This is a genomic window from Mesorhizobium sp. WSM4806 (genome assembly GCF_055811635.1).
This window is the reverse complement of record NZ_JBVVQZ010000009.1, coordinates 110233-122850: the sequence shown is the minus strand read 5'-3', so window position 1 is coordinate 122850 and position 12618 is coordinate 110233. Positions and strand designations below refer to the sequence as shown.

Genomic DNA, 12618 nt, shown 5'->3' with positions numbered 1-12618 from the left:
GACATACTAAAACAAGAACCTAAAGCGCGTCGCATGAGGCGGTCAAACGGGACGCGCTTTAGCGCAGCGGTTTCATCGCTTTTTTTGCCATGTTATGGGATCGGCGTGCGTTGGCTGGCCGGCCGGTCGAATGCTGCGCCGACGGATTGCCTGCTGATGTCCTCCCTGCCGCCGCTTTTACTCGAACAACTCGTCAAGCCGCGTCAGTTCGAGCTGCGCATGGGCCTGATCTTCTTCACGCTTTTCGTGCCGCTCGGGATACATTTGCCGTACTTTCCGCTGTGGCTGCAGGCAAACGGTTTTGATGCCGAGCAGATAGCGATCATTCTCGCGGCACCGATGTTCCTGCGCGTGGTGACGACGCCATGGCTTACGGCACTGGCCGACAGGACGAGCGACCGCGCCCATGTCTATGTCGCGCTGACGGCCGCATCGCTGGCGCTGTCCGCCGGTTATTTCCTGACGCCGACCTATGCCATGGTGCTGGCCGTTTCGCTGGCGCTCACCGTCGCCTGGACGCCGCATTCGCCGATCGCCGATTCGCTGGCGCTGTCGGGGGTGCGCCGCTTCGGCTCGAATTATGCCAACATGCGCAAATGGGGATCGATCTCCTATCTGTGCGCAAATCTTGCCGGCGGTTTTATCCTGTCGGCGACCGGCGCCCAGGCAGTTCCGGTGATCATCTTCGTGGCGTTTGGCGCCGCACTTGTCGTCGCACTGATCGCGCCGCGGCTCGGCCGTCCCCGCCGTGCCTCGCCGCTTTCGGCTGCCGACATCCAGCAGTCGGCGCCAAAACTCCTCAACGGCTATTTCCTGTATTTCTCCGTCGGCGTCGGCGTCATCACCGCCAGCCACGCGTTCTTCTACGGCTTCGTCTCGATCTACTGGAAATCGATCGGCATCGGCGACTCTGTGGTCGGGCTGCTTTGGGGTTGGGGTGTCCTGGCCGAGATCGGCATGTTCATGATCTTTACTCGGGTTTTCGGTTCCTTCTCGGTCGTATCGATCATGGTGATGGCGGGAATAGGCGCGATCGTGCGCTGGATTGCCTTTCCCTTGATCTGGCCGCTTGGCCTTGGCGTAGGTGGGTTTTTCGCAGTCCAGACGCTGCACGCGGTCTCGGTGGCGCTGGTGCTGATCGGCCTGCAGAAAATGATCGGTGAGACGGTCGCGGAGGAACGCACCGGGGCCGCGCAAGGCATCGCCTAATTCTCCAACGGCTTTTTCACCGCTGTGGTGACGCTCCTGTGCGGCCCGCTTTACGACCGCTTCGGCGTCGACGGCTTTTTTGCCATGATCCCGATCGCCCTGGTCGGCCTTGTGCTGATCGGGCTTGCGGCGCGTTCAGCCCCACAGCACCGGATCGGGCGGTGACACCAGCGAACCTTGGTAGACAAGGCCAGGCGCACGGTCGCGGGCCAGCAGCAGTGGACCGTCGAGATCGACGAAATCGGCATCCTGGGCCAACAGCACCGCCGGCGCCATGGCCAATGACGTGCCGACCATGCAGCCGACCATGACGCCAAAACCCAGTTCGCGGGCGCGATCGCGAAGGACGAGGGCAGCGGTCAAGCCGCCTGACTTGTCGAGCTTGATGTTGACGCCATCGTAAAGGCCGACAAGCGAGGCAAGGTCTTTAGCCTCATGCAGGCTTTCATCGGCGCAGATCGGCACCGGATGGGCGATGTTGCGAAGGATGCCATCACGGCCCGCCGGCAGCGGCTGTTCGATCAGCGCGATGCCGTGCTCGGCGGCAAAGGCCAGGTTTGCAACGATGTTGTCGTCGCTCCAGCCCTCATTGGCGTCCAGGATGATGCGGCTCGCCGGTGCCGCCTCCCTGACCGCGCGGATGCGGGCCATGTCGTTGTCGCCGCCGATCTTGACCTTGAGAAGCGGGCGCAGGGCATTGGCGCGGGCCTGGGCTGCCATGGCTTCGGGCTCGCCGAGCGACAGCGTGTAAGCCGTTTCGAGCGCCCTCGGCGGCGCCGTGCAGATGCTGGAAGCCACCGGCTTGCCTGCGATCTTCGCCTCCAGGTCCCATAGCGCGCAGTCGACGGCGTTGCGCGCCGCGCCCGCCGGCATGGCGTCGAGCAGCGCGGCCCGGCTGATGCCGTCTTGAACCTGCTCCCGCATCGCCTCGATCGCATCGCGCACACCCTCGATGGTTTCGCCATAGCGTTTGTAGGGGACGCATTCGCCGCGCCCGCTCTGGCCGTCCTCGCGGATCGTCACTGTGACGACCTCGGCTTCGGTTTTCGAACCGCGCGAGATGGTGAAGGTCCCGGCGATGGCAAAGCGCTCGGACTCGACCGAAATGACACGCGCCATATTTTTCTGCTCCGGCTGTGCGACAACAAGCTTGTCGGCAAATCGACAGGTGGGTTCTGTCAGGTTAAACAGATCGGCCCGTCAGGCTAAACAGGACGCCATGTTGACGATCCGCAAACGCGACGCAAGCGGCACGACCGCCAAGGAGGCCGACCACCAGCCGCGCGTTGTGGTCGGCGAGGACGGCGGCGTCCTCGGCTGCGCTTTCTCCGGCACCTGGACGACACGCACCGTGGCGCTCGTCGATGCCGAGATGCGCAAGATCGAGCAACGCAGCGGCTTTCAGACATTGGCGCTCGACCTCTCGCATATCGAGAAGATGGACACCGCCGGGGCCTGGGTGATCGACCGTCTGGTTAGCGCCTTCGAAAAGCAGGGTGTGAAAATCACGATGCAGGGGCAAAGCGAGGTTGCCTCGATCCTGCTCGGCGCCGTCGGCGACGCCGTTCGACGCGAACCTGATTCCGGCATCGTTGGGCCGCCGAACATCGTCATTCGCGCGCTCGAGGCGGTTGGCCGCCGCGTCTATGAGATGCGTGACGATTTCCTGGCCGCGATGAACATACTGGGCGCGACGATACGCGGCGCGCAGATGAAGCTTGGCCGCGGCCATGCGGTCAATCCGGCGGCGATCTTCAACCAGATGGACCGCATGGGCGTCGGCGCCATCCCGGTGGTTGTGCTGATGTCGGCCATCGTCGGGGCGATCGTCGCCCAGCAAGGCGCCTATCAGCTCAGCTATTTCGGCGCCGATATCTTCGTCGTCGACCTTGTCGGCGTGCTGATCCTGCGCGAGCTCGGCGTGCTGATGACTGCGATCATGATCGCCGGCCGTTCGGGCAGCGCCATCACGGCTGAAATCGGCTCGATGAAAATGCGCGAGGAGGTCGACGCGCTGAAGGTCATCGGGCTCAATCCGATCGGCGTTCTGGTGTTTCCGCGGCTGGTCGCGCTGGTGATCGCACTGCCTTGCCTGACGATCATTGCCAATTTCGCCGCACTCGGCGGCGGCATACTCGCGGCATGGCTCTACTCCGACATCGCACCGGCCGCCTTCATCGACCGGCTGCGCGTTGCCATCGATCTCAGCACCATCTTTGCCGGGCTGATCAAGGCGCCGTTCATGGCCATGATCATCGGCACGATCGCCTCGGTCGAAGGCATGAAGGTCGGCGGCAGCGCCGAATCGCTCGGGCAGCACGTGACTGCTTCGGTGGTGAAGTCGATCTTCGTGGTGATCATTCTCGACGGGCTTTTCGCCATGTTCTACGCAGCGATCGAGTTCTGACATGGCGCTGCTTGGCACAAAGCCGACCACGACTACGCAAAGGGCCGACGAGCACGAGATCGTGCTTTCTGCGCACGACGTCACCGTCTCCTTCGGCGACAAGGTCATTCTCGATAAATTGTCGCTCCATATCCGGCGTGGCGAAATTCTCGGCTTCGTCCGCGCCTCCGGCGCCGGCAAGTCGGTTCTGCTGCGCACCATTCTCGGCCTGGTGCACAAGCAGTCGGGAACGATCAAGCTGTTCGGCGTCGATGTCGAAAAGGCGAGCGAGAGGGAGCGCCTTCGCATCGACATGCGCCTTGGCGTCCTCTTTCAGCACGGCGCGCTGTTTTCGGCGCTCACGGTGCTCGAAAACGTGCAGGTGCCGATGCGCGAATATCTCGATCTGCCGAAAAAGCTGATGGACGAGTTGGCGATGCTCAAGGTCGAACTGGTCGGGTTGCCGCCGGATGCGGCGCAGAAATTCCCGTCCGAGCTTTCCGGCGGCATGATCAAGCGTGCGGCGCTGGCGCGCGCGCTGGCGCTCGACCCCGACATCGTATTCCTGGACGAGCCGACATCCGGCCTCGATCCGATCAGCGCGGCTGAGTTCGACGAACTGGTCGTCAAGCTGCGCGATACCATGGATCTGACCGTATACATGGTCACGCACGATCTCGACACGCTGTTCACCGCTTGTGATCGGGTGGCCGTGCTCGGCAACAAGAAAGTGCTGGTCGAAGGCACGATCGACGACATGCTCAAGAGCGAGGAACCCTGGGTGAAATCCTATTTTCGCGGAAAACGTGCGCGGCAACTTGATCTTGCGGCCCGCGCGTAGCCATAAGTGGATAAATGGAAACCAGAGCCAACTACGTCATTGTCGGCATTTTCACGCTAGCCGCGATCCTGGCGGCATTCGCGTTCGTCTATTGGACGGCCGCGATCGGCGACAGGGGTGAGACGGCGATGCTGCGGGTGCGCATTCCGGGATCGGCTTCCGGCCTCGGCCGCGGCAGTTTCGTGCTGTTCAACGGCGTCAGGGTCGGGGATGTCAGGCGCGTCTACATCGACCCCGCCAATCCGAACGACGCCATAGCCGAAGCCGAAGTAGGCCGCACGACGCCGATCACCAAATCGACGCAGGCCGATATCGGGATCGTCAGCCTCGCCGGCCAAGCGAGTATCGAGCTCAGGGGCGCTGACCCCAAGGAGGTCAACCTTCTCGACCAGGCGGAGCAGGAGGGCCGCGTCGCCGAGATCGTCGCCAACCCGTCAGCGGTCACCAACCTGTTGCAGACGGCGCAGAACATCTTCACCCGCGCCGATACGGTTCTCTCCCAGCTCGAAGGCTTCACCAGCGACGTTCGCGGGCCGCTGACGCAGACCGTCAACAATGTGCAGACCTTCTCCGATGCGCTGGCCAAGAACTCCGACGGCATCGACAAATTCCTCGCCAGCGTCAGTTCGCTGTCGGAGGAACTGAGGGGCGTCTCGGGCAAGCTTGACGGCACGCTGAAGGCGGCGGAAGGGCTGCTCAACGCCGTCGACAAGGATCAGATCAAGAGCATCGTCGCCAACGTCGATACGGTGACCGAGAACCTGAAGGAAACCAGCAAGCAGTTCGACACGGTCGTCAGGAATGTCGACACCGCGGTGGGGTCGATCAACGATTTCGCCCAAAGGACGCAAGGCACGCTGGCCAAGGTCGACGGCGTTCTCGACGGCATCGATCCGGCACAGGTCCGCACCGCGCTGGCCAGCATCCAGAAGGCCAGCGAAAACGCCAACGAGGCTGCCGCCGACATCGCCAAGGTGACCAACAAATTCGCCAACCGGGCCGACGATATCGACCAGACGATCAAGGACGCGCAGCAGCTCGCGGAGCGCCTCAACGACGCTTCGGTGCGTGTCGACGGCATCCTCGTCAAGGTCGATACATTGCTCGGCTCAGGCCAGGCCGACGGCATGATAGCCGACGCCAGGAATACCCTGAAATCGTTCAAGCAGGTCGCCGACACGCTGAACGCCCGCCTCGGCACCATCACCGACAATCTGGCGCGATTCTCCGGCCAGGGCCTGCAGGACGTCGAGGCGCTGGTCCAAGACAGCCGTCGCTCGATCAACCGCATCGAAGAGGCGGTAACGGATCTCAGCCGCAATCCGCAGCGAATCCTGTCAGGCGGCGAAGGTGAGGTTCGGCAATTCGATGGCAGGGCGCGGCGTTGACTTCGGCTTTCGCCGGCCCCAAGAACGGCAGGCAAGTACGCTGCGGGTGCGATTTGCTCATTCGATTCGGGGACAACGGGGATCGCGTGTGAAGTCGGTCGTGCTTAAATTGGGCGTGCTTAGATTGGGCGGGGTCAAAGCGGGCGGGCCCACTGCGTGTGTGGCATTGCTTGCGCTTTCGCTGGCCGGCTGCGCGTTTTTGCCGGGCGGCGGGCCGGCGCCCCTGGACACATTCGAACTGTCGGCGCCGTCGCTCGATGCGCGCGGCCGCGGCCGCCAACAAATCCTCATCGCCCAGCCTTCCGCGCTCAAGGCGCTGGACAGCCAGAACATCGTCATCAAGCCGTCGGTGCGCTCGATCCAGTACCTCAAGGGAGCGCAATGGGCCGACCGGCTGCCGCTGATCGTGCAGGCGCGACTGGCCGAGACATTCCAGCGCTCGGGCAGTTTCGCCGGCGTCGGCAAGCCGGGCGAGGGCCTGGCGATCGACTATCAGGTGATCGTCGAGGTCCGTTCCTTCGAAGTCCGCGTCGACGGCGGCCAACACGCCGAGGTCGAGCTGTTCGTGCGGATATTGAACGACCGCAATGGCGAGGTGCGCGCCTCCAAGAGCTTCAACGCGACCGCGCCCGTCTCCGGCAGCGGCAACCAGGCCTATGTCGATGCGCTCGACAGGGCGTTCGGCGATGCCGCCAAGGACATCGTCCGCTGGACCGATTCGGTGATCTGACCACAGCCGGAACGGCCGGGCACTCAATTGTCGCTGCCAACGCCGGTAGCGATGTGAAATTCAAATCCGAAGCGATTGCCCTAAAAGACGGGAGTTTCCCGCCTTTTTCTGTTCGCTTATCGTCTGATCAATGCAGGCGGCCACTGGCGTGGGCAAGCATCGTATAGACCTTGCCGGTGTCCGACGTCAGGTAGGTCTGCGCCATCATGTTGTCGCGGTCGTTGCGCGAGACGTCCTTGAGTAGCTTTTCGAAGTCGTCGCAGTAACGGTCGACGGCGGCGCGGAATTCCGCCTCCATTTGATATTTGCGGCGAATTTCGTCGAACGTCTGCTGGCCCTTCAGCGTGTAGAGACGCCGGGTGAACACGTCACGCTCGCCGCTCCGGTAGCGGTTCCACAGTTCGATCGAGGCGTCGTGATCGATGGCGCGAGCGATGTCGACGGAAAGCGAGTTGAGCGACTCCACGACATGAAGCGGCGAGCGCTGGGCAGGGGCCGTCGAGCGTGGCGCTTCCGAAGGTGCCGCCGGCTTGGCGGCCTCTTCGCGCGACGCCCCGGTCAAGAGATCGCGCACCCAGCCGCCTTGCGGCGCACGGCCATTAGGGTCGCGCTGGCGCGGCGCCGTCTCCGGCGGGCGTTCCAGGTCGCCGCGCAGTGTGGTGTCACCCGACGGCGCCTGCGGGGCAAGGGGTTCCGGGGCCGGAGGCCGGCGTAGCGGCTCAGTCGCGCGCGGGGCAGGCGTCTGCTGTGCTGGACGCAGGTTGCGCGGCTCGGAGGAGTCGGTGCTGCGGCCAGATTTCGCAACGATGTCAGAGAGTTCCTTCAGCGCGTTGATCTGCTCGGAAACGGCACGGCGGATGGCCGTGGTCGATTCCTTTGCCTCTTCCGGCATCTCGATGACACCCTTCTTGAGCTCGGCGCGGGTAAGGTCGAGCTCGCTCTTGATCGAGCTGGCGGTGCGTCGCATCTCCTCGGTCGCGTCGGCAAAGCGCTTGGTTGCCGAATCGACGACGTCGGCAATGGAGGTACGGATCTTGTCCGCCGACTCCAGCGTCTTGCCTTCGGCGTTCTGCAACGTCTGGCCGACCAGATCCTCGAACGAGCGCATGACTTTTTCGAGATCCTCCGACTTCTTGACCAGGCCGACGGCGAGGTCCTCCAGCGACGACTGCCTTTCCAGCGTGTGTTCGAGGTTGCTCTGGGCCGAGCTCAACAGGTCCGAAGCACTGGACAGCAACCGGCTGTGCTCGTCGAACTTGGTGGCGATCGAGGCAACCTCGCGCAAGGTCGAGGATGACAGCTCGGTAAGCCGTGTCGTGTTCGAATCGACCAGACGCGCCGAGCTGGCAAAAGTCTGCGCGGCTTTTTCCGTTGTCGCCGCAAAGCTTTGCGTGCTGCCGGTCAGGCGTTCGTCGACCTGGCCGAGATTGGCCGCCGCCTGTTCGATCAGCTGGCCGAGCTGTGCGCTCGAGGTGCTCATGCGGCCGATGAGATCGGCGACGCTGTCGGCAAGCGTCGAGCGCGCCCCTTCGACGGCCGACAATGTTTCGGCCGTGCGGCTGGCGAGCGCGTCGACCAAGGCGGCGTTTTCGCTGCGCAGCTTCTCGGTGGCGCGTTCGGTCACCTCTTCCATGCTCTTTTGCAATTCCGAGCCGCCGTGGGCGAAGCGCTCGACCAGAGGCCGTGCCGTTTCGTCAAGGATTTTCGAGATCTCGGCCGAACGTGCCGCAAGCATGGTGTTGAGTTCGCGGGTGTTGGTGCCGATGGTCTTGGCGGCGTCGTTGGTGCTCTGGCCGATATGCTGGCCGACCGCAGTGAAGGTTTCGGCGATCGAGTTGGCGCGCGAAATGAGCTGCGCCTCAGCGGTCGAAACCTGCTCGTTGAGCTTCTGGCCTATCGTTTCGGTGGTGTTGACCAGACGGTTTTCGACGCCGGCAACCTGTTCCTCGACGCGAGCCGCCGCGGCCGCCGCGCTGGAGGCCAGGCGCTCGTCGGCGCCCGCGAGCGCCTGCTCGATCTCACGGGCGTGGACGGCCAGGTCCTGCCCGGTCTGCTTTGCACGTTCGGCAACCCGCTGCTCGGTGCTGGCGAAGGCCCCGACGATGTTGTCGGCATGTTCTCCGATCGTCGACGTGCTGTCGGCGATACGCGACACCAGGCGGTGATCCGCCTCATCGAAGATGCGGCCGATCTCGGACGCGCGGGCCGACAACGCTTCCGAACCTTCGGCGATGCGCGAGATCAGCTGCTGGTCGGCAGCATCGAAAATGCGGCCAAGGTCCGATGCACGCGCTGCAAGCGCTTCGGCCGATTCGCCGATGCGCACACTGAGCCGTTCGTCGGCACCTTCGAAATTGCGCAGGATGTCGCCGGCGCGTTCCGCAAGCGACTGTGCCGTTTCGACCGCGCGGGCAACCAGCTTCTGGTCCGCCGCATCGAATGTACCGGCGATCTCGCTGGCACGGGCAGCCAGCTGGTCGGCCGTCTCCTGGGCGCGCGCCAGCAACGAGTTCGAGGTGTCGTCGACGCGGGCCATGATTGCGCTCGATGCACCCTCCGCCCGCGCAACGAGCGCGCTCGACGTGTCTTCGGCACGTGCGGCGAGGCGGCGATCCGCTTCCTCGAAGGTGCGTGCGATATCCTCCGCCCTGGCGAGCAGGGCAGCAGAGGTCTGCTCCGCCCGATCGGCGATCTTGCGATCGGCGTCACTGAAAGCCGCGCCTGCCTGCTCATGCAGTGCGCTGGTGACTTCCATGACCTTTTCGCGCAGCGCTCCGGCAACGAAGACGGCGCTCTTTTCGAGCACGTTGCGGACGTTGTCGACGCCGGTCGACAGCGCGCGCTCCATGGTCCCGGCGCGCTCTTCGATGATGCCGGTCTGGCGGCTGAACGCCTGCTCGATCTTTTCGACGTCGGCGGCAATGGCGTCCGAGATGTCGGTGCTCCTGGCGGCGATATGGTCGATATGGCCGGACAGAGAACGGTCGACTTCCTTGCGCGTGTCGGCGAGCTTGGAGAGGTCGTCCTCCAGCGCACGGGTCAGCGCGTCGCGGCCTTCGGTCAGCTTGCCGACGTGCCCGGCGATGATGTCGTCTATGTCGCTGCGGCTTGCCGCAATTTTCTGCAGGTCTGCTTCCAGCGCACGTCTGAGGATGTCGCGGCCTTCGGCCAGCTTCTCGACCTGGCCGGAAACCAGCCCGTCGATGCTCGACCGGCTTTCCGCCAGCTTGGCGAGATCGTCTTCGAGCGCCTTGGACAGGATCGAGCGGTCCTGGATGAGCTTCTCGGCGTGGCTGTTCACAAGACCGTTGACGCTGCCGAGGTCGGCCTCCAGCGCCCGCGCAAACTCTGCGCGATTGTCGGTCAGCTGCTGAGACTGGTCGGCGACGACACCCTTGATGGTGTTGAGGTCTGCTTCCAGCGCACGTCTGAGGATATCGCGGCCTTCGGCCAGCTTCTCGATCTGGCCGGCAACCAGCCCGTCGATGCTCGACCGGCTTTCCGCCAATTTGGCGAGATCGTCTTCGAGCGCCTGGGACAGGGTCGAGCGGTCTGCGGCGAGCCTGTTCATGTGATCGGAGATCAGCCCGTTCACATTCTGCAGGTCGGTCTCCAAGGCTTGCGACAGTTGACCACGATCTTCCGCCAGCTTTTCGGACTGGCCTGAAATGACGTCCTTGATCGTGTTGAGATCGGATTCGAGCGCGCGCTTGAGGATGTCGCGGCCTTCGGCCAGCTTCTCGACCTGGCCGGCAACCAGCCCGTCGATGCTCGACCGGCTTTCCGCCAGCTTGGCGAGATCGTCTTCGAGCGCCTTCGACAGGATCGAGCGGTCTTCCACAAGCTTTTCCGACTGGTCCGATATAACGCTTTTGATCGTGTTGAGATCGGATTCGAGCGCGCGCTTGAGAATGTCGCGACCCTCGGCCAGTTTCTCGACCTGCCCGGTAACCAGCCCATCGATGCTCGACCGGCTTTCCGCCAATTTGGCGAGATCGTCTTCGAGCGCCTGGGACAGGGTCGAGCGATCTGCGGCGAGCCTGTTCATGTGATCGGAGATAAGGCCGTTCACGCTCTGCAGGTCGGTTTCCAACGCCTTCGAGAGCTGATCACGGTCTTCCGCCAGCTTTTCGGACTGGCCTGATAGGACCTCCTTGATCGTGTTGAGATCGGATTCGAGCGCGCGCTTGAGGATGTCGCGGCCTTCGGCCAGTTTCTCGACCTGGCCGGCAACCAGCCCGTCGATGCTCGACCGGCTTTCGGCCAGCTTGGCGAGATCGTCTTCGAGCGCCTTCGACAGGATTGAACGGTCCTCGGCGAGCCTGTTCATGTGATCGGAGATAAGGCCATTCACGCCCTGCAGGTCGGTTTCCAACGCTCGCGCCAATTGACCACGATCTTCCGCCAGCTTTTCGGACTGGTCTGATAGAACGCTTTTGATCGTGTTGAGATCGGATTCGAGCGCGCGCTTGAGGATGTCGCGACCTTCGGCCAGTTTCTCGACCTGCCCGGTGACCAGCCCATCGATGCTCGACCGGCTTTCCGCCAGCTTGGCGAGATCGTCTTCGAGCGCCTTCGACAGGATTGAACGGTCCTCGGAGAGCCTGTTCATGTGATCGGAGATAAGGCCATTCACGCTCTGCAGGTCGGTTTCCAACGCCTTCGAGAGCTGACCACGGTCTTCCGCCAGCTTTTCGGACTGGCCTGATATGACCTCCTTGATCGTGTTGAGATCGGATTCCAGCGCGCGCTTGAGGATGTTGCGGCCTTCGGCCAGCTTCTCGACCTGACCGGCGACCAGCCCGTCGATGCTCGACCGGCTTTCCGCCAATTTGGCAAGGTCTGCCTCGAGCGTTTGCGAAAGCAGGCTGCGATCGTCGGCGAGCCTGCCCGAATGGTCCTCGATCAGGCCTCGGATGCCCGACAGGTCGTCTTGGAGCGAACGCGAAAGCTCGCTGCGGTCTTCCGCCAGTTTGGCGGAATGGGTCTCGATGAGACCCTTGATGCCGACAATGTCGGTTTCCAGCGCCTTGGCGAGCAAGGCGCGACCTTCGGCGATCTTCTCGACCTGGCCAGCGACCAGGCCGTCGATGCTGGCGCGACTGTCGGCCAGCTTGCCGAGATCGGCATCGAGAGCGCGTGAAAGAATGCTGCGGCCTTCGGCAAGCTTTCCAACATGGCCGGCAACCATTTCGTCAATGATCGTGCGGGCTTGCACAAGTTTTCCGGAGTCTTCATTCAAGGCCTGCGAAAGCCTGTTGCGGCCCTCTTCGAGCCGTTCGAGATGGCTGCCGAGCGACGCATCGATGGCGGCGCGCGACTCGTTGACCTTGCGCAGATCCTCCTCGAGGGCGCGCGAGATCAGATTGCGGCCTTCGGAAAGCTTCTGCACCTGGTCGGTGACAGCCGCGTCGATGCCGGCGCGGCTTTCGGCGAATTTCTCCAGATCGGCCTGCATGGCCGCCGTCATGTGTTCGCGGCTTTCGGAAAGCTTGCGGCTGTGGTTCTCGACAGCCTCCTCGATGCCGACGCGGGCATCGGCAAGCCGCTGGATGTCGGCGTCGAAGGCGCGCGACACCACATGACGGGCCGCTTCCATGCGGCCGGCGAAATCGCCGGCGCGTGCTTCGAGCATCGACGAGGTCGACGAAACGATGTCGGCCATGTCGGCGCCGATCTGGGTCTTGCCCTGATCGATCATCGCCGAAAGCGTCTCCTTGCTCTCCTGGAAGGTATGGGCGATTTCGCGCGCGCGCTCGACCAGGGTCTCGTTGATCTGGCGTGCGCGGGCCTCGAGCGCGGCGTTGAGCTTTTGGGTGCCGGTGTCCAGCGCCTCGGCGCGGGTCTGGAACTCGCTGATCAGCACTTGGCCGCGTTCGGCCAGCGTCCGCTCGATGCCGTCAAGGCTGGCTTCAAATTCGGAGTTGAGCGTGCGTGCGGCGCCGCCGAGCAGCGACACCATGCCGGAGGTCCGATCGTCGAGCAGATCGGTCAGCGACCGGGTGAGGCCGTCGGTCGTCTCCGTCAGCTTGGCAATGCGTGTGTCGAGAAGGCTGGCGAAGGC

Annotated in this window: 6 protein-coding genes and 1 pseudogene; 5 read left to right on the top strand and 2 right to left on the bottom strand. The window is 63.5% G+C overall.

Annotation, left to right across the window (positions count from 1 at the left end; genetic code table 11):
* The first annotated feature begins 156 nt into the window (after positions 1–156).
* A pseudogene (locus AC0L2M_RS15810) lies at positions 157–1374 on the top strand (MFS transporter).
* On the opposite strand, the gene dgcA reads toward AC0L2M_RS15810, so the two are convergent.
* Positions 1345–2328, bottom strand: a complete 984-nt coding sequence (gene dgcA, locus AC0L2M_RS15805) for an N-acetyl-D-Glu racemase DgcA (RefSeq protein ID WP_287258019.1) — start codon at positions 2326–2328, stop codon at positions 1345–1347. The pseudogene AC0L2M_RS15810 and the gene dgcA overlap by 30 nt on opposite strands.
* Positions 2329–2428: 100 nt before the next feature.
* On the opposite strand from dgcA, the gene AC0L2M_RS15800 reads away from it, so the two are divergent.
* From AC0L2M_RS15800 to AC0L2M_RS15785, 4 genes are all read left to right on the top strand, one after another.
* Positions 2429–3616 (top strand): ABC transporter permease, encoded by a 1188-nt coding sequence (locus tag AC0L2M_RS15800; RefSeq protein ID WP_027155114.1) that lies wholly within the window; start codon positions 2429–2431, stop codon positions 3614–3616.
* A 1-nt stretch (position 3617) separates the two neighbouring features.
* A complete protein-coding gene (locus AC0L2M_RS15795) occupies positions 3618–4436 on the top strand; it encodes an ABC transporter ATP-binding protein (protein WP_473535305.1) in 819 nt (272 codons plus the stop codon).
* Positions 4437–4450: 14 nt separating this feature from the next.
* Complete coding sequence (locus tag AC0L2M_RS15790) at positions 4451–5824, top strand: MlaD family protein (RefSeq protein ID WP_473535304.1); 1374 nt, start codon at positions 4451–4453, stop codon at positions 5822–5824.
* 115 nt (positions 5825–5939) lie between these two features.
* On the top strand, positions 5940–6554 hold the full coding sequence (locus AC0L2M_RS15785) for an ABC-type transport auxiliary lipoprotein family protein (RefSeq protein ID WP_473535367.1): 615 nt from the start codon (positions 5940–5942) through the stop codon (positions 6552–6554).
* Between the two features lie 127 nt (positions 6555–6681).
* Here the strand turns inward: AC0L2M_RS15785 and AC0L2M_RS15780 are convergent, their stop codons facing one another.
* Positions 6682–12516, bottom strand: coding sequence for a kinesin (locus tag AC0L2M_RS15780; protein WP_473535366.1), 5835 nt, complete (start codon positions 12514–12516; stop codon positions 6682–6684).
* Positions 12517–12618: the final 102 nt, after the last annotated feature.

Coding starts and splice junctions, on each gene's coding strand:
- AC0L2M_RS15800 (WP_027155114.1), top strand. CDS start 2,429: ATGTTGACGATCCGCAAACGCGACGCAAGCGGCACGACCGCCAAGGAG.
- AC0L2M_RS15795 (WP_473535305.1), top strand. CDS start 3,618: ATGGCGCTGCTTGGCACAAAGCCGACCACGACTACGCAAAGGGCCGAC.
- AC0L2M_RS15790 (WP_473535304.1), top strand. CDS start 4,451: ATGGAAACCAGAGCCAACTACGTCATTGTCGGCATTTTCACGCTAGCC.
- dgcA (WP_287258019.1), bottom strand. CDS start 2,328: ATGGCGCGTGTCATTTCGGTCGAGTCCGAGCGCTTTGCCATCGCCGGG.
- AC0L2M_RS15780 (WP_473535366.1), bottom strand. CDS start 12,516: ATGGTGTCGCTGCTCGGCGGCGCCGCACGCACGCTCAACTCCGAATTT.